This is a genomic window from Salinivibrio proteolyticus (assembly GCF_001996165.1).
Taxonomy (GTDB): Bacteria; Pseudomonadota; Gammaproteobacteria; order Enterobacterales; family Vibrionaceae; genus Salinivibrio; species Salinivibrio proteolyticus.
Window position 1 is genome coordinate 198,634 of sequence record NZ_MUFP01000001.1, and the last position, 25,104, is coordinate 223,737.

Consider the following 25,104-nt stretch of genomic DNA (forward strand, 5'->3'; position numbering starts at 1 on the left):
GATCACAGTGATTTATTTTCAGAGAATTGAAAAGAAAATACGCAATAAAAAAAGGGGCTACACGCTAGCGTGAGCCCCAAAAAAGATTGGAAAGCAAAACGATAATCTGGGAAGTGTGCAGTGCTTTTCCCCGCACCCAGATCCGAACAGAAAGTCATATCATTCAAAAAGGAAACGCCGTTCACTCAACCTCACGAGTGTCGACACATGGCCGATAACGACAGGGTTCACTTTACCGACTTGTGAGTACGCTATATTGAAACAGATCAAAGTTACGCCGCTTTTCGTGAAAAGATGAAATTTAATGACACTTTGCACGGTCAGTATGAAATTAATCGTCACCTTATAAGGTCGAGTCTGGTATGAACCGACAAGCCCGTTATGAGGCACTGGTGCGCGCTTGGCACCGTGACCTCTATCGCTATGCTTTCTGGCTAGCGAAAGATCCGCATATCGCGGAAGACTTAGTGCAAGAAACCTGTTTGCGCGCATGGCGAGCCCTGGACAGTTTGCACGATGATAAAGCTGCAAAAGCCTGGCTTATTACTATTTTACGCCGAGAAAATGCGCGACGTTTCGAACGCAAACAGTTTGATACCGTGGAAGTCGAAGATGGAGAGTTGGTCGATAATACTCGCCCAAGTGAAGAAGCCTCGATGGAGCAGCGCTGGTTACACCGTCAAATCGCCGCCCTAGCCCCTGAGTACCGAGAGCCGCTAGTGCTGCAAGTGATCGCGGGGTTTAGTGGCGATGAAATCGCTCAGATCCTTGATTTAAATAAAAACACGGTGATGACACGTTTATTCCGAGCAAGAGCGCAACTCAAAGAAGCACTCGATACCAACGCCAACCCGGGAGGCAAACACTATGGACGATCTTGAATTCCGTCGCCGTCTTCTGGCTGATCCGCATACCACAGATCCAGATGTCCAAGCACATAAGTCAGCGTCAGCAAGCCATCAACAGTATGCCGACGATATTGCCGATCTCGACAGTAGAATCGATCAAGCCTTGCGGGTCGATGTGCCTGAGGATTTGGCGGATAAAATCGTATTTGCACAAACATCCCATGTCGCTGCTCAGACGAAGCGACCTCGCTGGCACCTGGCGATCGCCGCATCGATTGCGTTTGTATTTGGGATAGCTTTGGGGCAATTTAACTGGGGATTGGGTAGCGTGGATATCAACCGTGTTGCCTTGGCACACTACTATCATGAACATACCTTTATCGAGGGTGTTAATGAAAATGCCAGCATTCAACAGGTTAACGCTAAGTTACGTCCTTTCGGCAAAGCATTCACCCAGCTCCCCGGCCAAGTCACCTATATCAACCATTGCAGTTTTGGTGACCAACATGCGCTGCATATGGTGATGGAAGCTGATGGGCAGGCCTATACGGTTTTTGTGGTTCCCATGTCCAGTCAATCTCCTGCTCAGCAGCGTGATGGTAATATGATGTCGGTAAGCCTGCCGGCTCATGATGCGAGCGTCATTGTTGTCGGTGAAGCGAACGAGGCATTGTCACCGCTTGCCCAGCAACTGCAAAGCCATTTGCACCCACAAGCCATATAACGAAATACGCGGCGATCATACTCGCCGCTTCTTCTCTCATGCTCCACTCGTTGATAGCGGTCGGCCCGCCCTATTTTAGCGAACACGCGTGTACACAGATGTACGCTGAAATACTGATCATTGCTAACTAACCAATCAGTAAAATTAGTAATAAGAACTAGTTTAAAAATTAAAAATAGATTTTTATTCTGTTTTACTCGCCATATACGACAGGAAAATTGATTTAACCTCAAGAGAGTTTAGGCTGAGCGTCCCTTTTTATAGCGAACAAGTAAGCCGATGAAAAATAATAAGATCGTTTATCTCGCCGTCGCTGCGGCATTGGGCTCTCTTTCAACCTCCGCGTACAGTGCAGGTTTTCAATTAGCCGAAACCTCCGCAACGGGCCTCGGCCGCGCATTTGCCGGCGAAGCCGTAATGGCCGATAACGCTAGCGCCCAGTTTCGTAATCCTGCCCTATTAAGCTATTTGGCGGACACCCAAGTCTCTGCAGGCGGCATTTACGTCAACCCGAATGTCGATATTGAAGGTAATAATGCGACTTACGGTAAAACATCTACCAGTGACGTCGCTCATGATGCCGTGATCCCTAATTTCTATTTTTCCCATCAAATCGACGACCGTTTTACCGCCGGCTTAGCTCTCGCCACCAACTTTGGTATGGAAACCGATCTGGGCAATGACTTTACCGGTACCCAGTTTGGTAATGAAGCGGCCGTCACCACGTTTGAAATAAATCCAAACCTCTCATGGAAAGCCACCGAGCAATTGCGCGTCGGCGCAGGCCTTCGCTATGTGTTGGGTGAAGGCAGTATTGGGGCGAAAAGCAGCTTGCAATACGGCCCTTACCCGAAAGGGACAACCCTCAAATATATGGAAGGGGATGACCGCGCGTGGGGATGGCAACTCGGTGTTGCCTATGACATCAACGACAATAACCGCATCGGTTTTAACTATCGTTCTGAAGTCGAGCTAACACTTGAAGGTCATGCTGAAGGATTGAGCTATGACTCAGCCAATCCAAACCGTCATTTTTCTGGCAGCATGGATCTGACTCTGCCAGCGACTGCAGAATTATCTTCCCTGCATCAATTGTCGGAAAAATGGGCAGTACATACCAGCCTTAACTGGACCGATTGGAGCAGCTTTGACAAGCTTGAAGCCAATATCCCCTCGCTGTCTAGCGATCCAAAAATGGTGAAAGTAGAAAACTGGGAAGACAACTATCGCTTTGCCGTGGGAACTACCTACCAGTGGGATCAAAAACTAACGCTACGTTCAGGCGTTGCTTACGATACCTCAGCAGTGAGCGATAAAAATCGCACCTTGACCATCCCTGAGACCGACCGGACTTGGGTGAGTGTGGGTGCCGGCTATGACGTGACGTCACAACTGACCTTAGATGCAGCCTTTACTTATGTTTTTGCCAAAGATGCTCCCGTGAAGGAGCCTCGTGATGGAATTGCGTCCGATCAATCAGGATCTGTGTTTGGCGGCAATTTTGATGGTGAAACAACAGGTAACGTGTGGCTGCTGGGTGTGCAAGCTAGCTACCGTTTCTAATTTTTTGATTTGACGAAATACAAACACCACGGTTTTGGCCGTGGTGTTTTTTTATCCCTTTTTGCGCAAGCGGCTCATGTGGATTTACGGCGCGGCGTCAATATCATCGATAAAGTCATCCAAGAACTCATCGTTGAGCGCGGGTTGTTCTTTGAGCGCCTCATCGCCTTTCGCTCGATACAAACGGTTTTGCAAATAGGCTTCTCGCGCGAAAGCGTAAGGGTCTGGCGAGTTATCCAACTGCGACTCCTGTGAGACGAGTGCAGCACGTGACTCCATGCCATCAAACATCCACTTGAGTACCGATTGCGGCAAAGTCAGCAAGGCAAGTGGCGGATACAAACCATCGACAAACTCCCCTGCACCTTCTCGCACAGACGTTGGCCCATATCCTGGTAGCATCAAGTAGGCGCCGTGGCCAACATCATAATGCCCCATCGCGTCACCAAATTCGCGCTGATCGTATTTCTGAATATCCGCATCCGAGGCAATATCAATAATGCCACCGAGCCCAAACAAGGTATTGATCCAGAAACGGTTGAAGTGAGTGACAGCTTTCTCCCCTTCCAGCATCAATAAGCTGTTTAAAAAGCTCGCAGGCTCTTCAAGGTTGCCCAAAAAATTCGAAATACCGGTCCGCATTGGACTGGGAACATAATCGACGTAGGCGATAGAAACAGGCCGTGCAACGTAAGGGTCTAAGTAGTCATAGTTGACAGTCCACATCGCACGGTTAAACCCTTCTAACGGGTCTTCAGGGTGGGGCTCAGCACCTTCAGGCCGCGAGGCACACCCAGATAGCAAACCGAGCACGACCGCTATCAAACAAAGACGTTTCCACATCAAATTCATTTCCTTAATAGTAAGGCTGGGCAAGCCCAGCCTTTTGCGCAAAGAAGTCTATTTTGTCGTGATTATTGCTGTTTGTCGATTATCACGCTTGCCGCTTGACCGATTTTAACTGGCTGACTGCTTCCTACCCAATCACCGTCTTTGGTAGCGACATTGCCGTCCACGTCAATGCGCGCTTTTATCACTAACATCTCTGGAGAGGATAGCGCACGATTGGGATTCAAGCTGTCGATATCAGACAAGCGAACGGTCACCGGAAACTTAGAAAGCGGTAAGCGCTTTGCCGCCAACGGCATAGGCGCTTGCGCCGACTCATGGGCAGACACGATAAGTACCCCATTGTCAGGGAGGGTGACATCCTCGCCAAGACTCACCTTCACCTCTACCGCCGCTCCTTGCGCGGCGTTGAGGGCCAACTGAGCGCGCGCGATGGATTGATCCAGTGTTTCGTTACGTGGGTCATCAGGGCCAATCAAGGTTTTCATTGCTTTCCACGTCGCAATCGCATCATTAAATCGTCTTTGCTCAAACGCTTGATAGGCCAGTAACGACATGGCTTGCAAGTTAAACGGGTCTTCACTCACTACCGATCTCAGCAAGGTTTCTGCACGGCCACTGTCGACTTCCGACCCGGCAAACAATAAGGCTTGCGCCAATCCTATCTGAATTTCGGGACGAGAGGGGGATAACGCATAGGCTTTTTCCATCGCCCCTTTGGCCGTTTCCCTATCACGATTTGCAAGGCCAATACGGCCCAATAGTAACCAACCGGTGCTGTCATCTGGCTCATACTGCAAACGGGTACGAAGCGCTAAGGTCAGATCTTGCATCTCCTGCTGTGACATGGGCTGATCATTATTTAAAAGCTTCTTAGACAGCGCTGGTAAGTTTTCCGCGGTGGCTTGCCAATCAGCCACTTGGTTAGCACTGCCTTTGACGCCATATAAGCCAAAACTCACTACCGCCAACACAATCAATCCAGGAATCCACTGCATGGGTGATAAACGCAAATGGCGCGCTTGTCGTGCTTTTTCCTTTTCCGGAATATCGTCCAGTAACGATTGCTGTAAATCTTGGGTGAGATCTTGCTCGTTCTCAATCAGGCCTTCCGCACTCTCCGCCTTAATTTCGTTCACGCGATCAAAATAAAAGGCTTTGTTCAGAGCATCTCGGCTTGCTTGATGATCATGGTCTTTTTTTTGCCATAGCGGCCACAGAAACATCACTGCACCAAGAATAAACAGCACCAAGGTGGCACTCCAAAACTCCATCATTTGGGCTCCTTGTTATGATTATTATCTGCCTGTTCTGAATCATCTGACGACGCTAACAAATCCTGCAAGCGTTGCTGTTCATCCTCACTCAGCGAGCTCTTTTCGGCCTGTTTATGGCGACGGCTGCGCACAATCACCACACCGATACCCGACGCCAATACCAGTGCTGGCGCCAACCATAAGATCAAGGTGGATGCCGTCAGCGGTGGGTTGTACCTCACGAAGTTACCGTAGCGTGCCACCATAAAGCTTAAGATCTCTTCATCACTGCGCCCTTGCTGAAGCATTTGATGCACCTTTTGACGCAGATCTTGTGCTAACTCTGCATTGGAGTCAGCGATACTGTTGTTTTGACACTTAGGACAACGTAACTCATGGGTCAGGGCTCTGAAACGCGCTTCTTGCTCTGGCGAATCAAATTCATAGACATCAATAGCATTGGCCAATGCAAATGCCGCACTCATCCATAGCACGCACAGTAAGGCGAATCGTTTCATTGCACCTCCTCCTTGAGTGACTGATACATCGGACCTAAGGTCTGCGCCCAATTAGAGGCATTCACGTCACCCACATGGCGATATTGGATGATGCCATTGGCATCAATGAGGAAGGTTTCAGGCGCACCGTACACTCCCAGATCAAGCCCTAACATCCCATCGCCATCATACAAGCTGATCTGATAGGGATTGCCGAGGTTATCTAGCCATTTTACTGCCTTCGCACGATCATCTTTGTAATTTAGGCCGATGATCTTCACGCCTTGCGACGCCAATTTGTTCAAGAATTGATGCTCAGCGTAACAAGTCGGGCACCAGGTTGCCCACACATTCAGCAATAAAGGTTCGCCGTTAAAAATGGCCTGATCGTAGGCTTTGTCTGGCGTTTTCAGATCTTCAAGACGAAACTCAGGCACAGGCTGTCCGACCAACACCGACTCCAGTTTGGTGGGATCGTCCCCTTGGGCATTCTTCTCCAATTGCGAAACAAAAAAGAACGCCAAGGCGGCAAAGATCACCAGCGGTAAAAACAGCAACCCTTTTCTCATGCCCGCGCCTCCTTCACGTGAGTTGATTTGGTCTGGCGACGGAAGCGATAGCGTTTATCACTGATCGCCAAAACGCCACCCACCGCCATGACAATGGCGCCAAACCAAATCCAACGCACAAAAGGTTTGTAGTATAGACGCATCGCCCAAGAGCCATCAGGAAGTTCTTCCCCCATGGCAATATAGAGATCGCGCGTTAAGCCGCGATCGATGGTGGCTTCGGTCATCATTGAACGCTGAACACGATAAAAACGCTTCTCCGCTTCAAGGTGATTAATAAAACGCTCGCCGCGATAGACATCGAACGACGCCACAAAGCCATCGTAGTTAGGGCCATCTTTATGGGACAAATCGGTGAAGTTAAAGGTGTAACCTTCTAACGTGACACTGCTCCCCGGCGCCATCTTCACATCACGTTCGATATCGTAGTTTTCGACCATTGCGACCCCAATGATAGTGATAGCAAGACCAATATGACCGAGGACCATCGCCCAGTGACTGCGGCCTAGCTTACGGATCCCAACCATAAAGGCATGTCGATGGGTCGCACGAATATAAAGCTCATAGCCGTGAAGAAGGGTGATCCACGCGGCCATAGTGATGCCCATTGCCGCCATTGCTTTAAAGCTGTCTGCGAGGAGGGCAATGGTCGCCACCCCAAACACAACCGAAATAAGACCGCTTATCCACATCGGTTTCGCGATGGTACTCAGCTTGTCTCGCTTCCAGCGGATCAGGGGACCGATGCCAAGGAAGAAGGCAAAAGGCAACATCAACCACGCAAATAGGAAATTAAAGAAGGGCTCACCAATCGAGACCGACCCTAATCCGAGTTGCTTGTGTACCAAGGGTAATAAGGTACCAATCAAGACAACCACTAACCCAGTCATCAACAGGGTGTTATTGACGAGTAGCGCATTTTCACGTGAGATGAGTGACACTTTCGTTCGTACCCGCACTTCCGATGCCCGTAAGGCATAAAGCAGCAGAGACCCGCCAATAACGACAACCAAAAAGCCTAGAATGAACAGCCCTCGCGCAGGGTCTGACGCGAACGAGTGAACAGACACCAGCACGCCTGAACGCACCAAGAAAGTGCCCAGTAAGCTCAATGAGAACGCCGCGATGGCGAGTAAAACGGTCCACGCTTTAAAGGTGCCGCGTTTTTCCGTCACCGCTAAGGAATGCATTAATGCCGTTCCCGCAAGCCAAGGCATAAACGACGCGTTCTCTACCGGATCCCAGAACCACCAGCCGCCCCAGCCAAGCTCGTAGTACGCCCACCAAGAACCCAACGCAATACCTAAGGTTAAGAACAACCACGCCGCCGTTGTCCAAGGACGGGACCAGCGCGCCCAAGCCGTATCTAACCGACCAGCAATTAAAGACCCAATCGCAAAGGCAAATGCCACCGAAAAGCCTACATAGCCCATGTAGAGGATCGGAGGATGAACAATTAAACCGGGATCTTGCAGAAGCGGATTCAAATCGCGACCATCAACAGGAAAGTAAGGCAAGGTGCGATCGAAAGGGTTTGAGGTCAAAATAATAAACAGTAAGAAACCGACCGAGATCATTCCCATCACTGCGAGTACACGCGCAATGGAAGACAGTGGCATCCCGCGACTAAACACCGCCACCGCGACGGTCCACAAAGCTTGAATTAATACCCAAAGTAGCAAAGAGCCTTCATGAGCGCCCCAAACAGCAGTCAGCCGATAGTACCAGGGTAATGCACTGTTGGAGTTGCTTGCCACATAGGCAACGGTGAAATCATTGGTRTAAAATGCCCAACTTAATGCGATGAATGAAAAGAGCAACATGGCGAACATGGCGACCGATAAAGGCCGTGCCATTTTCATCATACCTTCGTGGCCTTGGCTGGCCCCATAAAGGGGATAAAAACTCAATAACAGCGCTAATCCCAAGGCGAGGATCAGCGCAAAATGCCCCAGCTCAACAATCATAATTGACTACCTTGCTTTTGTTGGTCGGTGTATTCGAGCGGTTGATGATTTTTCTGCATCGCTTCAGCAATCTCTGGTGGCATGTATTCTTCATCATGCTTCGCCAGCACTTCACTGGCTTTCACCGTGCGCGAATCAACCAGCACACCTTGCGCGACAATCCCCTGCCCTTCGCGGAACAAATCCGGCAGAATTCCCTCGTATGTGACGGTAACAGCAGGGCCAACATCAGCGACATCAAATTGAATTTGCAGTGACTCCTGGTCGCGTTTGACCGACCCTTCTACGACCATGCCGCCAATGCGCAGTCGTTGCCCAACCTGAGGTTTACTGCCATCCGGCTTACCTTGAACAATTTCGGTTGGCGTATAGAACAAGTCCATATTTTGGTTCAGTGCATAGAGCACTAACCCCATTGTGGTTGATACACCCACCAATAAGGCAAGCGTGATCCAAAGCCTTTTTTTACGACGAGGAGTCATAAGGTGTTCTCCAGTGCTTGGGCATCTTTAATGCGTTTTTCTCGCGCCATTTGTTTTTTGACGGCTTCAAGCCGTTTCTTATGGGTACGATGGTAACCAATAACCAGTGCAATTAATGCCAATGCGGTGATGCCAAACGCACTCCACACGTAACCGGCATAACCTCCCATCGCCAAAAAAGCACTCATGCTATCAAAATGCATTATTTGTCCTCCACCAAGGCCCGCACCCAAGGGCGGTGCGACTCACGCAACACGATCTGATTCCGCAGCCCCATTAAGGTCAACGTGGCAAAAAAGCTAGCAAACCCAACCAAACAAACCAGCAATGGCCAGAGCATGTCTGGATCAATTGACGGGCGGGCAAATTTGGTAATCGTGGCGCCTTGATGCAAGGTGTTCCACCACTCGACAGAGAAATGAATGATCGGCAGGTTAATCACCCCGACCATCGCCAATATTCCCGCCGCTTGGGCTGCCATACGCGCATCATCGAACGCGTTATACAGCGCCATGACACCGATGTAGAGGAAAAGCAGGATCAATTCAGAGGTGAGCCGCGCATCCCATACCCACCAGGCTCCCCACATGGGCTTGCCCCAAATCGCGCCAGTGATCAAGGCGATAAAGGTAAAGACTGCACCAACTGGGGCAATCGCGCCCACCGCCCAGTCTGCCATTTTGAGTTGCCAGACTCTCCCAACAAAGGCTGCAATGGCCATCGACAGATAGGCGCCCATTGACCAAATGGCCGCGGGCACGTGAATATAAATGATGCGAAAACTATCGCCTTGTTGGTAATCAGCAGGCGCGAACGCCAAGCCCCAAATACAACCAATGACTAAGCTCAGCCCGGCGAGCACCGCAAACCATGGGATGAGTTTCCCACATAAACGATAACTATTTTCCGGTTTTGCGTAAGGGTGAAGCCACTTCCACATGACAATTGCTCTACTTCCTGATTAATTATTAATTCACGCTCACACGCAATGCTGCGGCGATAGCAAAGGGTGCTAGGGTCACGGATCCCGCGAGCAAAGCACCGAGAATAGCCAACTGCCCACTAATGTTGGCACCAAAACTTGCCATATCGATGGCAGATGTCGCGAAAATCAGTACTGGAATGTACAAAGGTAGGATCAATAGGCTCAGCAGCACGCCGCCTTTACGTAATCCAACCGTTAACGCTACACCTATCGCCCCAACAAAACTTAGGGTTGGGGTCCCTAACAGCAGAGTCATCACGACAGCTTGGTAACTGTTCCAGTCCAAAGACAGCAATAACGCCAATAGTGGACTGACTACCAACAGCGGTAGCCCCGTCAATAACCAGTGTGCGATTACCTTTGCCATCACCACCAGAGGCAACGGCACCGGCATCAGCATCATTTGTTCAAGCGAGCCATCAAGATAGTCATCACGAAAAAGACGCTCTAGAGATAGCAAGGCTGACAGCAGCGCCGCAACCCAAATCACCCCCGGCGCAATCTCCTGTAACAAATTTGCACCTGGCCCCACGCCAAGAGGGAAAAGAGTGATCACTATGATAAAGAACCACAGCGGATTTAAGCTATCCGATGGTTGTCGGAAGGCCACTTTCAATTCTCGGCGGATAATCAGCCACATCGCATTGATCATTGGGCCCCCAGACGGATACGTTGCAGTAAAGGGTGGCCGACAAACATATCTTGGTGAGTGGTAAAAAGCACCATCCCGCCTTGCTCGACATGACGCTCAAATACCGACTCGAGAACCTGCACTCCTTGCTTATCGATCGCGGTTAGCGGTTCATCGAGCACCCACAGGTTACGGTGGCTGCTCAACCAAAGACGCGCAAGCGCAATACGGCGGTTTTGGCCCGCAGACAACTGTGCGGCAGGAATATCTTCTCGTCCCGCTAAGCCGACTTTGGCGAGCGCTTGCCAGATAGCCGCTTGGTCGTCTCGGCCATGCATTTTCATGTAATACGAGAGGTTTTCGAACGCGGTGAGTTCGCGCTTAACCCCTGTGGTGTGCCCCAAGAACAGTAAGTGCCGATAAAATTCATCTCTTTGCTGGGTAATCGCCTGTTGCTGCCAACAGACTTCTCCACTATCTGCGAGTCCCAGCCCCGCGATAATCCGTAACAAGGTGGTTTTACCCGCCCCATTTGGGCCTTCAATTTGTACAAGGTCGCCGGGAGAAAGAGAGAATGTCAGCGCATCAAACAACACTCGGTCATCACGAACACAGCAAAGCTGTTTCACTTCCAACATGACAAATGTTGCATCCTGCTTTGTGTTACAAAATTGGACGCATAGTACCACATTGGTCAAAATGACTGTTAGTTACCACAGGGTTGCAAAGTGTGACTCGCGTAAATAATTGTGAGAAACCATGAAGATCGGAACAACGAACCCTCAACAATTGGTGTTAAAACCGCCAATGTCGACAGCCGTGCTTGGCCAAAAACTTGACGCCTCTTTACTTGCCCATGCCCAATTTACCCTGTTAACGCCGGGCAGCTCGACACCGCTATCTGACACACTGGCACAACTTCATCTCTTCCCTGCGGTATTAAATGCGATAAAAAATCAGCCCCCTGCCACTCAAACCATGATGCAGTCGTTACTGGCGCTGTGGACACTACCCGGTAGCAAAAGCCATCAGCCTCTCGACCCTGAGACACTGATGCAATGGCTGACACATCGCCCTGCTGACAAACCATTAACAACCCTATTGCGTCAATGGCTAAATCGTGGCGAAGACCCGAGTCCCTTACTCGGCGTATTGCGTCTGATGGCCGAACAGCGCGTCTCAGAGTCTGCACGGAGTGGCGAGTGGCAATGGGTGTTGCCATTCGCCGATCCAGAGAAGCCTCCGGTGCGGGTACATGTTAAACGGCGTCAGTCACAAACAAAGGCTAAGCCAGAGAAGCAACAGTGGCAGATACGTTTATATCTGCCAGTGGGTAAGCAGTATGTCCGCGCAGACGTAAGCCTTGAGGAAAAGGGAGGAAGTTTATTGCTAACGGCGCCGACGGACGCGCTAAAACAACGACTACAAGCAACATTTCCTTGGCTAGAAGAACGTTTGGCTTCGCAACACATCCCGCTCGACATCGCCATCAATCCTCACCATGACAGCCAACCGCCCGAGCAAGATACGCGTCGTGCAGGCTTATCGATAAAGGTGTGRTCATGAAGAAAACAAAACGAGCCATTGCGCTAGGGTATGACGGTTATCAGGCGCCCAGCGTCAAAGCAAAGGCGATCAATGAATTGGCAGATGCCCTCATTGAGGCACTATCCGACCAAGGCTGTTTGATCCACAAAGATGAGAATTTGCTTAAATGGCTAGAGCGCCTAGAGGTTGGCGAGGCCATTCCACCCAGTTTGTACCGCGTGGTTGCAGAATTGATTGCCTATGCTTGGGTATTAGAAGGAAAAACCCCACCCGGATGGCAGGGACATAAGCCCGTCAACACCAAAGTCTAGTTAACGTTGTTGATTAGCCGCTTGGCGTTTGCGTAGATTGAGCAGCAATTCAGCCTCAGCTTTGGGCAAATCACACTCATGCATTAGCTCATCGAGATCGGCACCGAGATCAACCATTTTGCTGGCACGACTGTACAAACGACTGCCCGGATCTTGCATTTCAATTTCCACCTGCTTTTCCAGTAACTCGTCAACATTCGTAGCAATGTCTGCCAGTTTTTGTCCCATGCCCATGCTGCCCGCACGCAGCTCATTGAACTGCTTAGCTAGACTGTCGTGGCGCTGACGCGCACTTTTCAATACCGTTTCCATGGCCTGCAACTTGTTTTCAAGTCGCTCTCTGGCGCGTCGCTCAATCCGCAAACGCCACAAAGCGACGATGGCAAATACCACCGTCACTGCGACAGGTAACCAAGTCAATAACAGCGCAACCATTACAGCATTGCCATTTCATTCCACTCTTCGTCGGTCAACAATTTATTGAGATCAACGAGGATCAGCAAGTCGCCATTGCGATTGCTCACACCTTGGATAAATTTGGCGCTTTCTTCTGTACCGACACTTGGTGTAGTGTCAATTTCTGAGGTTTTCAGGTACACCACCTCAGCGACACTGTCGACCATGATACCAATCACTTGTGTTTCCGCTTCAATCACGATCACACGGGTATTGTCGGTGACTTCGCCCGGCATCAGGCCAAATCGAGAGCGTGTGTCGATGACGGTTACCACGTTACCACGCAGATTGATAATCCCTAACACGTAGTCAGGTGCGCCAGGAACAGGAGCAATTTCGGTGTAGCGCAACACTTCTCGCACCTGCATGACGTTAATGCCGTAGGTCTCTTCTTCGAGCTGAAAAGTGACCCACTGCAATACCTCGTCATTGACGCCTTCTTTTTGAACTTCAGCTACCTGAGACATTGATTTTCCTCTTTACGCGCTGTGCAATTTATCATTACGCCATCGCTTTGGCGTCAATCCCCTGATTTAACATAGCAATAAATGCTTGAACATGGATCAGGGCACACATTTTTTCTTTGACCATACCCGCCAACCAAGGCCGCTTTCCGGCTTGCTTGCGCCAGCGAATTGCTTTACCACTTAATGCCTGAGTGCCCAACAAGCGATTACAGGCCAGTCCCCACTTGCTATCACCCAGTAATACTATGTAATTATAGTCATCTCTGTGGCTATTATCTGCCAGTTTTTCTGGCATCACCCAACGGGCGGTATCGACCACATCAAGCTGTTGGTGTTTTTCTGTCTGTAAACCCAGATACCAATCAGGACGGCCGATCAAGTGATTGCAATCTCCCAATTGGTGGATCCCGCCTAACTCAGCGAGCGGCACCGCATAGGTCACGCCCATACTCTCAAAAAATAACACCTGAAACTCAGAGGCGGTTTCCACATTTTCCCATTGGGTTGGCGGTAAATCCTCTCCGGCTTGGGTATCAGGCTCCACTGCTGAGTCGACGTCGACTGTTTGCTCGATTTCCACCTCGGTTTCAAGATCTACCTCAGTCTCAAGCTCCGTATCAGTGGCGACATCCGCCTCCAGATCGGTCTGGGGCTCAGTCATTATCTCAGCATCAAGATCGAGCGCCTGCTCTGTTTCAACCGCAACCTCTTCGGTCACCTCGGTTTCAACGATAGGCTCATCCAGCAACGTCTCCGTTGAAACCTCTATGTCGCTCTCAATGTCTGTGTCAGTGGCAACCTCGAGATCGGCCTCAGCCACCGTATCCACATCAGAGATATCTGTTTCAGGCGCTGTTTCTACTTGAGGTTCAACCTCCGCTTCGGCTTGCGCCAGCTCGGCTTCTTCATCTACTTTCAGTTGCGCAAGCAAGCGCTCAACTTCAGCGAGATCGCGCTCTGGTTCAGCAAATGCCACTGGCTCAACGTCGGTCTCATCAGGGGCAAGCTTGGGCTGAGGCTCGAGCTGATAATCTGGGTCAAGTGGCGTCGCCGTTTTCTGCCGGCTTGACTCACTGTCTGACTGACGTACGCTATCCTCAGCAACAGTATCTTGCTGAGGTTCTGGGGTCTCGTCTAAGTCATCCAGTAAGGCTTCAAAGTAATCATCGAGCGCCTGACCACTGGATAGGGCATTATGCTTGTTCATCCTGCTCCAGTCGCTCCAAATACGTTAACAGTGTCTTGTAGGCAAAAACGCCACGGCAATTTTTTGCATAAAACGACGCAGGCATATGTTTTAGGCTCGCATCGCGGAATTTGGTGTCGATGGGCACCGCCGATGCCCAAACCTGATCGCTATAACGCACTTTAAGCTCTTGCAATGTTTCTAACGATGCGCGAGTTCGCTTGTCATACATGGTCGGTATGATCGTTAAGTTAAAATTAGAGGTTCGCGACTTCTGCATGATCTGCAGGGTGCGCATCATACGCTCTAACCCTTTCATTGCCAAAAATTCTGTTTGTACTGGGATCAACACACGGTGACTCGCTGCCAATGCATTCACCATCATTACCCCCAGTATAGGCGGGCAATCAATGAGGACATAATCGTACTCATCAGCCAGTGAATCGAGCGCCTTTTTAAGCACTAACCCCATTCCGCCGCGATTGCCCATCACTCGGTCTAGTGTCGCAAGGGACATATGTGCGGGAATCAAGTCCATGTTGTCGAACTGGGTGCGAACAATCAGTGGCTTCACCGTTTCTTTATTCACGGTTTGCAGCTGAAAAAGATCGAATAAGCTCGCAGGCAGCTGCTCAGAGTCAAAGTTTAGATAGGTCGACAAGGAGGCGTGCGGGTCCGTGTCCACCAGCAGAACGCGCTTTTTACGTTCGCTAATTAAACCGGCCAGTGTCACTGTGGTGGTTGTCTTACCGACACCGCCTTTTTGGTTGGCGATACTCCAGACTATCAAGCCCCACTCCTTATTTTAAATTCAGCTCAACCAGAATACGCTCTGCGATACGATCGAGCGGTAAATCCTCCGATGAAATACCCGCTTTAGCCACCGCTTGAGGCATACCGTAAACGACACAGCTTTCTTCGTCTTGTGCCCAAATGGTGGAGCCTGCGCTCTTCAGCATTCGTGCGCCTTCTCGGCCATCTGCCCCCATGCCTGTCAACACCATCGAAAGGACCTTGTCACCATAGACTTTGGCCGCCGAGCCAAAGGTGACATCGACACAGGGCTTGTAGTTCATGCGCTCACCGCCATCTAAAATTTTCAAGCGCGCTGCGCCCGGCCGGCCATCTACCATCATCTGCATGCCACCCGGCGCCAAGTAAGCATGGCCCGGTTTTAATGCATCACCATCTTTGGCTTCCGTGACTGTAATCTGACTCAACCCGTTCAAACGCTGTGCAAACGCTGCCGTAAATGTTGCCGGCATATGTTGAATCAGCACAATCGGTAATGGAAAGTTGGCGGGGAGCTTGGTCAACACTTTTTGCAGAGCTACGGGCCCACCCGTCGATGTGCCGATCGCCACGAGCTGATAACGCTTACCACTTGAGGTAAATCGCGCGGGCGCCTTTGACTTTGCCGCAGGGGCTGCGTTTGGAGCCGCAGGACGGACTGGCGCACGTGCGCCACCCGCTGGTGAGGCAGTTTGCCCTGTTGTCGCACTCGGTGCTGGTTTGCTAGGACGACGCAAGAAAGAGCGCTTGCGTGCAATTTCGAGGACGCGTTGTTGAAGCAAGCTGGTCGCTTCATCACGATTACGTGCGATATCCTCAAATTTCTTGGGTAAGAAGTCCAAGGCCCCGGCTTCGAGCGCATCAAGAGTGGCTTTTGCGCCTTCATGAGTCAGCGATGAAAACATCAATATCGGCGTTGGAGTCTGTGCCATGATCTGACGCACCGCTGAGATACCATCCAGAACAGGCATCTCAATATCCATGGTCACGACGTCAGGTTTGAGCTGAGCAACCTTCTCTACCGCTTCTTTGCCATTCACCGCGGTATCAATCACTTCCAGCCTAGGGTCGCCGTTTATAATCTCGCTGACTCGGCGGCGGAAGAAACTTGAGTCATCCACCACCAGAACTTTCACTGCCATGCGCTTCCTTTTCTCAAATTAACCCGCGTAATGTTTAAGCAGGTTGGGCACATCGAGGATAAGAGCAATATGTCCATCACTGGTGATGGTTGCCCCAGCCATACCGGGAGTCCCTTGTAGAAGTTCATCTAGCGGCTTAATGACCACTTCTTCTTGACCGAACAAGGTGTCCACTACAAACGCAATGCGTTGATGGGCAATTTGCACAATCACCACATGTCCCTTGGTTTTATCGATATCTGACTGACCTTTGCACAACCAGTCTTGTAAGAAGAACAGTGGAATCGCTTTGTCCCGCACAATGAGTGTTAGTTGTCCATCTACCGTATTGGTGCGTGACATATCTAAGCTAATGATCTCACTCACGTTAGACAGAGGGAAAGCAAACGGGTTGTCGCCAATACCAACCATCAAGGTAGGTAGAATAGCTAGCGTCAGTGGCACTTTAATCTCAATAATGGTGCCACGTCCAAGCTCAGAGTCGATATTAATCGAGCCATTAAGCTTAGTAATCCCCGTTTTCACCACATCCATGCCGACGCCACGCCCTGAAATGTCAGAGATCTCGGTTTTAGTCGAAAAACCGGGCGCAAAGATTAAGTTATAGGCTTCGCTGTTAGTCAGTCGTGCTGCAGCATCCGCATCTAGGACACCACGATCGACAGCGATACCTTTCAGTTTTTCAGCATCCATACCGCCACCATCGTCTTCGATAGTCAGCAGGATATGGTCACCTTCTTGAGACGCTTTAAGGGTGATGGTACCCACTCGTGGCTTACCCGCCTTTTCACGCACGTCAGGCATTTCAATGCCGTGGTCAACCGAGTTACGCACCAAGTGGACCATGGGGTCGGCCAGTGCCTCAACAAGGTTTTTATCCAAGTCGGTTTCTTCGCCTTTCATCTCAAGGACGATTTCTTTCTTCAAGCTGCGCGCCAAATCACGTACCACGCGTGGAAAACGACCAAATACTTTTTTGATTGGCTGCATACGCGTTTTCATTACCGCGCCTTGAAGATCGGCGGTTACCACATCAAGGTTAGTAACCGCTTTAGACATGCTTTCATCATTGCTACTTTGCCCTAAACTCACCAAGCGGTTACGCACCAGAACCAATTCGCCCACCATGTTCATGATGGCATCAAGTGTTGAGGTATTAACGCGAACTGTCTGCTCCTGCTGTGGAGCAGCTGGCGGCTTTTTCTCAGGTGCTTTTTCTGGCGCAGCCGGGGCTTTATTGCCGGCTCCCGCCTTAGCAGGCGCACTGGGTTTAGCGGGTTCCGCTTTTTTGGGTTCTGGCTTGGGCTCAGGTTTAGGTTCGGCTTTAGGCGCTTCTGCTTTTGCCGCTGCTGGCGGCGTATCGCCCACTGCAGGCCCTTTGCCTTTCCCATGTAAATCATCGAGCAGTTTTTCGAACTCATCATCATCGATGAATTCATCACCACCGCCACTCGCAGGCGCTTTTTCAGGAGCGGACTGCTCCGGTGTGTCGTTGCTATTTGCCGCGGGGCCTTTACCCGCACCGTGTAAATCGTCTAGCAGTTTCTCGAATTCGTCATCGGTGATATCACCGCTGTCGGCCTCAGTATCTGCAACCACATCGGGCTTATCTTGACTATCGCCACCGCCTGCTGTTGGCGCTTTCCCTTCGCCATGCAGTTGATCGAGTAAGCGATCAAATTCATCTTGAGTGATCTCATCCACTGAATCGCCACTTATCGCATCATCACCCGATGCTGAAGCTTCCGGTTCTGGGGTAGGCTCAGGTTCTGGCTCAGGCGTTGGTTCGGGTTCTGGCTCAGGTTCAGGCTCAGCAGCTTGCTCGTCTGCACTGGCAGGTTTCGCATAGCGATGTAGCGCTTCTAGCAACTCAGGCGAGGCCGCCGTCGGCTCTTCACTACTTTGAACTGCCGAGAACTGATCGTTGATGGTATCCAGCGCTTGCAAAATGGTGTCCATGACGTCTGAAGTCAATTCACGGCCATGGTTACGCAGCGTATCAAAGACATTTTCCGCACCGTGACACGTGTCAACTAGCGCATTAAGGCCCAAAAATCCCGCCCCACCTTTTACGGTGTGGAAGCCACGGAAGATGGCATTCAGCAAGTCTGAATCATCAGGGGCACGCTCCAAATCGACCAGCTGTTCAGACAGCTGTTCGAGGATTTCTCCCGCTTCAATCAAAAAGTCCTGAAGGATTTCTTCATCCATTTCAAAGCTCATAGCGCACCTCTAAAAACCCAAACTCGATAATAAGTCATCGACATCATCCTGGCTGTGGACCACATCATCACGCTCTTCAGGATGAATAATCGGTCCTTCCGGCGCAACGGCGTCTTCTTGTTGAGACAGCGCTTCTCCCGCAGTCTCGTCACTTTCCATGCCGAATGCTGTCAGAATTTCGACGAGTTGTTGTTCGACTTCTTGCACAAGTTCGATAACACGTCGAATCACTTGGCCGGTGAGATCTTGGAAATCTTGAGCCATCAAAATATCGGTCAAATGACCGTGAAGCTCTGTCGCTCCGCCTTCCACCTGGGTCAACAACTCGTCGATGTTGTGGCAAAGGCTTTTAAACTCATCCAGGGCGATTTCACCCCGCATCAAGCTGTTCCAATTCGGCCTAACCGCTTGCAAATTATCTTGCAACTCACTGGCAATAGGCATGGTACGTTCAACCGCATCCATGGTGCGGTTGGCCGCAAGCTCGGTTTTCTCCATCACATAGGTGAGGCGATCGCGAGCATCAGGAATATCGACAGTCGCCAAATCACCAATTCTGGGATCCAAGCGAAAGTTGGAGATAGAGTCGTGTAATTGGCGGGTGAGTTTTCCCACTTCCTTAAAAAGCGGGTCTCGCGCCTCTTTCGCGATATCAGCGAGAAGCGCATTAGCGTTATCTTGCTCTCCACTCTCAAGATACGCGACCAATTGTTTCGCTTGGTCCAGATTGATCATGACGATTACCTTTTACTGTGCGCTTGCTAATTACATGCGCTCGAAAATTTTATCGAGCTTCTCTTTTAGTGTGGCAGCAGTAAAAGGTTTTACGATATAACCGTTCACGCCTGCTTGCGCAGCTTCAACAATCTGCTCACGCTTCGCTTCGGCAGTGATCATCAGTACAGGGAGATGCTTCAGCGAGTCATCCTTTCGGATCTCTTTGAGCAAATCGATCCCCTGCATCCCAGGCATATTCCAATCGGTCACGACAAAATCAATACCGCCCTTTTTGAGGATTGGCAGCGCTGTTAAGCCGTCATCCGCTTCAACGGTATTGTTGAAACCTAAGTCACGAAGAAGATTCTTTACGATACGGCGCATTGTTGAAAAATCATCAACAACGAGAATTTTCATGTTTTTATCCAAGGTTGCCTCCGGTGAGGTCTCGTTTTATTGTCGAAACTGTTACTTACTCACTATGCCAAGCGGAAAGCTTGGCTCTCAATCGTTGCGTGGCCTGACTCTGAATCTGACAGACCCGGGATTCACTCACCCCAATCACTGCCCCTATCTCCTTGAGGTTTAATTCCTCATCATAATAAAGAGATAGCACCAGTGCTTCTCTTTCGGGAAGACTTTTTATCGCCGCGGCCAATGCCGCCTTGAAATTATCCTCCGCAACATCCTGAAAGGGAAGATTGTCGTTGCGATGACTGTCGGTTGTAAATGCATCTTCGGAGACACCTAAGTCGTCCATACCGATTAATCGGCCACAATTGACGTCATTCAGTGCCTGATGATACTGATCTAGGCTCATATCAAGCCGTTGTGCCACTTCTACATCCGTGGGATCACGGCCTAATTCCTTTTCCAGTGAGGCAATCGCATCACTGATTGTCCTGCTTGCTTTGTGGACCGAGCGTGGCACCCAGTCACCACGGCGCATATCATCCAGCATAGCACCGCGAATCCGAATACCGGCATAGGTTTCAAAACTTGCGCCCTTACTCGGATCATAATTTTGCTGCGCTTCAAGCAAACCTATCATGCCTGCTTGAATTAAATCTTCGACTTGTACACTCGGCGGCAAGCGCCCCATTAAGTGGTGCGCTATCCGTTTGACCAAGCTTGAGTATCGTTCGAGTACCCCTTGGCCATTATCACCCGTGCGACTATAGGTGAGCGCTTTATTCACGAATTAACTCTCCTGCGTCATCATTTTTGATCAGCAAACGCTCAACAAAAAACTCCAGATGACCACCAGGGTTACGCGGTACTGGCCACGTCAGTGCTTTATTCGCCAGAGCGTTTAAAGCAAGTGACGCTGGCGAGCGAGGAAATGCGTCGATAACAACTTTCTGTTTTCTCACTGCTTGCCTCACTCTTTCATCCACAGGAACACATGCCACTAATTCTAGATTAGCATTTAGAAACCTTTCAGTGACTCGCGTTAATTTTGTGAACAAATCTCGCCCTTCACGGTAGCTTCTGACCATATTTGCTACGATTTTAAAGCGATTCACGCCATGTTCACGGCTTAAAATCTTGATCAGAGCATAGGCATCAGTGATTGACGTGGGCTCATCGCATACCACGACCACCACATCCTGCGCTGCACGCGAAAAGCTCAGTACCATATCAGAGATCCCCGCAGCGGTATCTACTAAGAGTACATCAACCTCTTCCTCGAGTGTACCAAAAGCGCGAATCAAACCAGCATGTTGCGCGGGTGTTAGCTCGGTCATGCCTTGCATTCCAGACGATGCTGGCACAATTTTCATACCGTGCGGCCCTTCAATGATGATGTCTTTCAGGTCACAAACACCTTGAAGCACGTGAGACAAGTTCTTACCTGCTCGCAATCCGAGCAACACATCGACATTCGCCAAGCCAAGGTCGGCATCAAGCACCATGACTTTTTTGCCTTGGCGCGCCATAGAGGCCGCCATTCCTAGGGTGACATTTGTTTTCCCCACACCACCTTTACCGCCAGTCACTGTGATGACTTTGGTCCGTGAGGGGTTGGTTAGACGGCGAAGGCCGCTTGCTTGATCTTGCATGGTTGTCTCAATCATAAAAGTCCGCCCCATTCGACTCTGGGACATCACTGCTCCAGAAGTGATTGTGCTGATCCGCGCCTGATTCCAGCATTTCGCTGGCTTTTGACACTAAGAAGTGTCCTGTCGCTTGGCGGATATCTTCCGGCACACGTTGCCCGTCAGCTAAGTAAGCAACAGGCAGGGCATTTTCGATGGTGACACACAACAGCTCACCGAGGCTTAGAGATTCGTCCAGCTTTGTCAGCACACAGCCGGACAAAGGAATACGACGAAAATGTTCAATGGTTTCTTGTAATACGCGACGTTGGGACGTCGCAGGCAAAACCAGCAAGCTGCGAATATGCGAACCACTGTTTTGCATTAATGTATCGAGCTGCTCTGAAAGGCGCAGATCGCGCTGACCCATACCGGCAGTATCAAGCAATATCAAACGTCTATGACGCAGTTGATAAAGGATGTCGGCCAGTTCATCGGCATCTTTAGCCACCTTGACCGGACAGCCAAGAATACGCCCATAGGTCGCAAGTTGTTCATGCGCCCCGATACGAAACGTATCTGTGGTAACTAATGCGATTTCTTCAGGGCCAAAGTCCATGGCTGCACGGGCAGCAAGCTTGGCGATCGTGGTGGTTTTTCCCACTCCGGTGGGGCCCAAAAGCGCAATCACACCGCCTGTTTCAAGCATGTTTTCATCCACGGTGATGATTTGGTCAGCGACCAAATCAAGCAGCGCCTGCCACGCTTCAGTGGGGGGCGTGTCTTCTGGGATATAACACGCGAGCTGATCCGATAAGTCAGACGATAACCCCATGCGCTCCAAGCGTTTAATCAGCATGGCACGCAGCGGTTCTCTACGTTCAACCTCTTGCCACATCAAGCCTGAGAGCTGATGCTCGAGCAAGCTACGAATGGAAGCCATTTCTTGGCGCATCGCTTCAATCTCTTCATTGGACGATTGCGATGGACGCGCTTCGAACCGGGAAGGATCCAGTTTAGGCTTGCTACCCGGCTGTTGATGCTGGCGCCCTGCATCTTGCCAACTGCCACGACCATTGCTCTTCAATTCTCGACGAGGTTCATAACCTCGCCCAAGCGCCGAAGGCCGCTCAGGTTCTCTCGAATTCGAATGACGTTGAGGGTCGGGGCTAGATGACTGTTTTTGTTGTCGTTGCAACAACGCAGACAGGGAGTCGGCTTCGTTTTGTGGGGCACTGTCTGCTGGACCTGATTTATCTCGATATTCATCGAGCATGGCCGAAAAACGAGGCGGTCGATGATTGCGCGGCGCCGCTTGTTGACGTTGGCGCAATTGGACCTTGTCATCCGCGAGCTGGCGGTGTGCATTTGAGTATGCCTGCGCCGCCTGCTCTTGTGCATGAGCCTGTGGCTGCGGCTTGGCAGGAACAGGATCTGTATCGGCATCGACGGCAGCAACAATTTCCACACCACCAGTCACTTTTTTGTTAGACATGATCACCGCATCCGCACCCAGCTCTTCTTTGACTTGGCCAAGTGCAGTACGCATGTCTTTAGCAAAAAAACGTTTGATTTTCAAAGCTCTGCCCTACTCAAAAAACGGTATTAATTATTACCGACCGCATTGACGATACGAATTTGTTTCTCATCCGGCACTTCTTGATATGACAAGACTCGTAGCGTCGGAATGGTGTTCTTCACAAATTTCGCTAAGGTCGCTCGAAGCACGCCCGACGTTAGCAACACGGCGGGCTCACCTTGCAGCTCTTGCTGCTGCGTTGCCTCGGCTAATGATGATTGCAGGCGTTCTGCTAACCCAGGCTCAATGCCTGTCGACTCACCACCGGAGGCCTGCATGGTTTTATGCAACATCTGTTCCAGCTCAGGCACTAACGTAATGACTGGCAGTTCTGGTGCAATACCATTGATTTCCTGCACGATCAGTCGACGCAGTGCAATCCGAACCGCTGCGGTGAGAATGTCGGGATCTTGACTCTTTCCAGCGTACTCGGCCATGGTCTGCACGATAGTGCGGATATCTCGAATAGGAATCGCCTCACTGAGCAAGTTTTGCAATACCTTCACCAATACACTTAGTGGGATTTGGTCAGGGATCAGCCCTTCCACCAAACGCGGTACTTGTTTACCCAGCATGTCGACAAGATTTTGCGCCTCTTCGTGACCCAATAAACGCTCGGCGTTATTGGTCAGCATTTGACTCAGATGGGTCGCCAATACGGTGGCAGAGTCGACCACCGTATATCCTAACGCCTGAGCGTGCTCGCGTTGGCTCGGCTCAATCCAAACCGCTTCGAGTCCAAATGCAGGATCTTGCGTCGGTTCGCCTTCAATAGGGCCAAACACTTGTCCTGGATTAATAGCAAGTTCATGCTCTRGACGGACTTCCGCTTCGCCTACCGCGACGCCCATCAAGGTTATCCGGTAGTTATGCGGCGGTAACTCCAAATTATCGCGAATATGCACCGGCGGAATGAGGAATCCAAAGTCTTGAGAGAGTTTTTTACGCACGCCTTTGACGCGGTCAAGCAGTTCACCGCCTTGATCTCTATCCACCATGGGGATTAGGCGATAACCCACTTCTAGACCAATCACATCCACAGGTTGCACATCATCCCACGACAACTCTTTCGGTGTGATAGGAGCCGTCTCTGGCTGCTCAGGCTCATCTGCTTTTTGTTGTGCTTTGTGATACTGCTGGTATTTCCAATAGGCCAAGCCACCACAAATAATCGCTAACAGCAGGAATGGGATGTGAGGCATACCCGGCACAATACCCATCACGGTAAGAATACCGGTAGCAATCATCAGCGCGCGCGGGTTATCAAACAATTGGAAGACAACTTGCTGCCCCATGTCTTCATCAGTATTTTGACGCGTCACCATAATGGCGGCACCAATTGACAGCAAGAGTGACGGGATTTGTGCCACCAAGCCGTCACCAATGGTCAGCAAGGTATAGACTTCAATCGCATCAGAGAACGGGAGATCGTGCTGTCCCATCCCTATAGACAGGCCACCGACGATGTTAATTAACAGGATCAGGATACCTGCGATCGCATCCCCTTTAACGAACTTAGACGCACCATCCATAGAGCCGTAGAAGTCCGCTTCTTTGGTCACTTCTTGACGACGCGTCCGCGCTTGTTCTTGATCGATAAGCCCAGCGTTTAAGTCTGCATCAATGGCCATTTGCTTACCGGGCAAGGCATCCAAGGTAAAGCGGGCACTCACTTCCGAAATTCGTCCGGCACCTTTGGTCACCACCATAAAGTTGATGATCATCAGGATAAGGAACACCACCAGACCGACGGCATAGTTGCCTCCGATCACCACCGAACCAAACGCCCCGATCACCTGACCCGCGGCATCCGGTCCTTCATGGCCATAGAGCAACACCACCCGAGTCGATGCAACGTTCAACGCCAAGCGTAATAAGGTCGCTATCAACAACACCGTGGGAAACGCGGCAAAATCAAGTGGACGGCGGGTATAAATCGTGACGAGCAAAACCACCAGCGACAAGGCAATGTTGAACGAGAACATCAAGTCCAACAGCATGGGTGGAACGGGCAATACCACCATCGCAAGAGTGGCTAGCACAAGAATAGGTGCCCCAACCGCGGGCATCGCACGCAAGCGGTGGTAAGGAACTTTGTCTGAGAATGGCAGCTGCCACTTGGCTTTTAGCATGTTACAAGCTCAAATCCATGATAGGTGAACGGCGGAGAAAGCGACGCGCTCGTCAAACATAAGAGGAAGTGGAGAAAGCAATATTTGCGCCAACAAACAACCTCTAAAGTGTCAGCATTTTGTCACTTCTCAGACAAAAAC

At 50.5% G+C, this 25,104-nt stretch carries 26 protein-coding genes and 1 pseudogene; 5 read left to right on the top strand and 22 right to left on the bottom strand.

The features are described 5' to 3' along the window. Positions 1-347 precede the first annotated feature (347 nt). From BZJ19_RS00890 to BZJ19_RS00900, 3 genes and pseudogenes are all read left to right on the top strand, one after another. Positions 348-881: pseudogene (locus BZJ19_RS00890) on the top strand (sigma-70 family RNA polymerase sigma factor); the annotation flags it as partial. Then, a complete protein-coding gene (locus BZJ19_RS00895) occupies positions 868-1,572 on the top strand; it encodes a DUF3379 family protein (RefSeq protein ID WP_077674287.1) in 705 nt (234 codons plus the stop codon). The pseudogene BZJ19_RS00890 and the gene BZJ19_RS00895, both read left to right, overlap by 14 nt. 279 nt (positions 1,573-1,851) lie before the next feature. After that, positions 1,852-3,135 (top strand): outer membrane protein transport protein, encoded by a 1,284-nt coding sequence (locus tag BZJ19_RS00900; RefSeq protein ID WP_077674288.1) that lies wholly within the window; start codon positions 1,852-1,854, stop codon positions 3,133-3,135. Between the two features lie 84 nt (positions 3,136-3,219). Here the strand turns inward: BZJ19_RS00900 and BZJ19_RS00905 are convergent, their stop codons facing one another. The 10 genes from BZJ19_RS00905 to ccmA all read right to left on the bottom strand — a co-directional run bounded on the left by BZJ19_RS00905 (position 3,220) and on the right by ccmA (position 11,009). Continuing rightward, entirely contained in the window at positions 3,220-3,978 is a 759-nt protein-coding gene (locus BZJ19_RS00905; RefSeq protein WP_077479254.1) for an MlaA family lipoprotein, read from the bottom strand. A 71-nt stretch (positions 3,979-4,049) separates the two neighbouring features. After that, on the bottom strand, positions 4,050-5,261 hold the full coding sequence (gene ccmI, locus BZJ19_RS00910; RefSeq protein WP_077674289.1) for a c-type cytochrome biogenesis protein CcmI: 1,212 nt from the start codon (positions 5,259-5,261) through the stop codon (positions 4,050-4,052). After that, complete coding sequence (locus tag BZJ19_RS00915) at positions 5,258-5,758, bottom strand: cytochrome c-type biogenesis protein (protein WP_077674290.1); 501 nt, start codon at positions 5,756-5,758, stop codon at positions 5,258-5,260. Before BZJ19_RS00915 ends, ccmI begins: the two co-directional genes overlap by 4 nt. Then, positions 5,755-6,306: a DsbE family thiol:disulfide interchange protein gene (locus BZJ19_RS00920; protein WP_077455488.1), complete on the bottom strand. Its 552-nt coding sequence runs from the start codon at positions 6,304-6,306 to the stop codon at positions 5,755-5,757. The genes BZJ19_RS00915 and BZJ19_RS00920 overlap by 4 nt, the downstream gene beginning before the upstream one ends. Next, positions 6,303-8,273 carry a heme lyase CcmF/NrfE family subunit gene (locus tag BZJ19_RS00925; protein ID WP_077674291.1) on the bottom strand — a complete coding sequence of 657 codons (1,971 nt, stop codon included), beginning with the start codon at positions 8,271-8,273 and terminating at the stop codon, positions 6,303-6,305. Before BZJ19_RS00925 ends, BZJ19_RS00920 begins: the two co-directional genes overlap by 4 nt. Next, entirely contained in the window at positions 8,270-8,755 is a 486-nt protein-coding gene (ccmE, locus tag BZJ19_RS00930; protein WP_077674292.1) for a cytochrome c maturation protein CcmE, read from the bottom strand. Before ccmE ends, BZJ19_RS00925 begins: the two co-directional genes overlap by 4 nt. Further along, positions 8,752-8,958, bottom strand: a complete 207-nt coding sequence (ccmD, locus tag BZJ19_RS00935) for a heme exporter protein CcmD (protein ID WP_069587186.1) — start codon at positions 8,956-8,958, stop codon at positions 8,752-8,754. Before ccmD ends, ccmE begins: the two co-directional genes overlap by 4 nt. Further along, on the bottom strand, positions 8,958-9,695 hold the full coding sequence (locus tag BZJ19_RS00940; RefSeq protein WP_077674293.1) for a heme ABC transporter permease: 738 nt from the start codon (positions 9,693-9,695) through the stop codon (positions 8,958-8,960). Before BZJ19_RS00940 ends, ccmD begins: the two co-directional genes overlap by 1 nt. 28 nt (positions 9,696-9,723) lie before the next feature. Next, on the bottom strand, positions 9,724-10,392 hold the full coding sequence (ccmB, locus tag BZJ19_RS00945) for a heme exporter protein CcmB (RefSeq protein WP_069587183.1): 669 nt from the start codon (positions 10,390-10,392) through the stop codon (positions 9,724-9,726). Then, positions 10,389-11,009: a cytochrome c biogenesis heme-transporting ATPase CcmA gene (gene ccmA, locus BZJ19_RS00950; protein WP_077674294.1), complete on the bottom strand. Its 621-nt coding sequence runs from the start codon at positions 11,007-11,009 to the stop codon at positions 10,389-10,391. The genes ccmB and ccmA overlap by 4 nt, the downstream gene beginning before the upstream one ends. 121 nt (positions 11,010-11,130) lie before the next feature. On the opposite strand from ccmA, the gene BZJ19_RS00955 reads away from it, so the two are divergent. Together BZJ19_RS00955 and BZJ19_RS00960 are read left to right on the top strand one after the other, a co-directional pair. Then, on the top strand, positions 11,131-11,937 hold the full coding sequence (locus tag BZJ19_RS00955) for a flagellar hook-length control protein FliK (RefSeq protein ID WP_077674295.1): 807 nt from the start codon (positions 11,131-11,133) through the stop codon (positions 11,935-11,937). After that, complete coding sequence (locus BZJ19_RS00960; RefSeq protein ID WP_077674296.1) at positions 11,934-12,230, top strand: EscU/YscU/HrcU family type III secretion system export apparatus switch protein; 297 nt, start codon at positions 11,934-11,936, stop codon at positions 12,228-12,230. The genes BZJ19_RS00955 and BZJ19_RS00960 overlap by 4 nt, the downstream gene beginning before the upstream one ends. Here BZJ19_RS00960 and BZJ19_RS00965 read toward each other — a convergent pair whose 3' ends face one another. From BZJ19_RS00965 to flhA, 12 genes are read right to left on the bottom strand one after another with little or no spacing between them, the layout of a single operon-like run. Further along, a complete protein-coding gene (locus BZJ19_RS00965; RefSeq protein ID WP_077479263.1) occupies positions 12,231-12,665 on the bottom strand; it encodes a DUF2802 domain-containing protein in 435 nt (144 codons plus the stop codon). Continuing rightward, on the bottom strand, positions 12,665-13,153 hold the full coding sequence (locus BZJ19_RS00970; protein ID WP_069587175.1) for a chemotaxis protein CheW: 489 nt from the start codon (positions 13,151-13,153) through the stop codon (positions 12,665-12,667). The genes BZJ19_RS00965 and BZJ19_RS00970 overlap by 1 nt, the downstream gene beginning before the upstream one ends. 34 nt (positions 13,154-13,187) lie before the next feature. Beyond that, on the bottom strand, positions 13,188-14,360 hold the full coding sequence (locus BZJ19_RS00975; RefSeq protein WP_077674297.1) for a chemotaxis protein CheW: 1,173 nt from the start codon (positions 14,358-14,360) through the stop codon (positions 13,188-13,190). After that, on the bottom strand, positions 14,347-15,129 hold the full coding sequence (locus BZJ19_RS00980) for a ParA family protein (RefSeq protein WP_069587171.1): 783 nt from the start codon (positions 15,127-15,129) through the stop codon (positions 14,347-14,349). The genes BZJ19_RS00975 and BZJ19_RS00980 overlap by 14 nt, the downstream gene beginning before the upstream one ends. A gap of 10 nt (positions 15,130-15,139) precedes the next feature. Next, entirely contained in the window at positions 15,140-16,273 is a 1,134-nt protein-coding gene (locus BZJ19_RS00985; protein WP_077674298.1) for a protein-glutamate methylesterase/protein-glutamine glutaminase, read from the bottom strand. A gap of 18 nt (positions 16,274-16,291) precedes the next feature. Continuing rightward, positions 16,292-18,496 carry a chemotaxis protein CheA gene (locus BZJ19_RS00990; RefSeq protein ID WP_077674299.1) on the bottom strand — a complete coding sequence of 735 codons (2,205 nt, stop codon included), beginning with the start codon at positions 18,494-18,496 and terminating at the stop codon, positions 16,292-16,294. Positions 18,497-18,505: 9 nt separating this feature from the next. Then, positions 18,506-19,231, bottom strand: coding sequence for a protein phosphatase CheZ (locus tag BZJ19_RS00995; RefSeq protein WP_077674300.1), 726 nt, complete (start codon positions 19,229-19,231; stop codon positions 18,506-18,508). 30 nt (positions 19,232-19,261) lie between these two features. Continuing rightward, positions 19,262-19,630: a chemotaxis response regulator CheY gene (cheY, locus tag BZJ19_RS01000; RefSeq protein WP_069587163.1), complete on the bottom strand. Its 369-nt coding sequence runs from the start codon at positions 19,628-19,630 to the stop codon at positions 19,262-19,264. A 55-nt stretch (positions 19,631-19,685) separates the two neighbouring features. Continuing rightward, entirely contained in the window at positions 19,686-20,411 is a 726-nt protein-coding gene (locus BZJ19_RS01005) for an RNA polymerase sigma factor FliA (protein WP_077479269.1), read from the bottom strand. Next, positions 20,404-21,291: a MinD/ParA family protein gene (locus BZJ19_RS01010; protein ID WP_069587159.1), complete on the bottom strand. Its 888-nt coding sequence runs from the start codon at positions 21,289-21,291 to the stop codon at positions 20,404-20,406. Before BZJ19_RS01010 ends, BZJ19_RS01005 begins: the two co-directional genes overlap by 8 nt. After that, positions 21,284-22,831, bottom strand: coding sequence for a flagellar biosynthesis GTPase FlhF (gene flhF, locus BZJ19_RS01015; protein ID WP_077674301.1), 1,548 nt, complete (start codon positions 22,829-22,831; stop codon positions 21,284-21,286). The genes BZJ19_RS01010 and flhF overlap by 8 nt, the downstream gene beginning before the upstream one ends. 26 nt (positions 22,832-22,857) lie before the next feature. Next, complete coding sequence (gene flhA, locus BZJ19_RS01020) at positions 22,858-24,963, bottom strand: flagellar biosynthesis protein FlhA (RefSeq protein ID WP_077674302.1); 2,106 nt, start codon at positions 24,961-24,963, stop codon at positions 22,858-22,860. Positions 24,964-25,104: the final 141 nt, after the last annotated feature.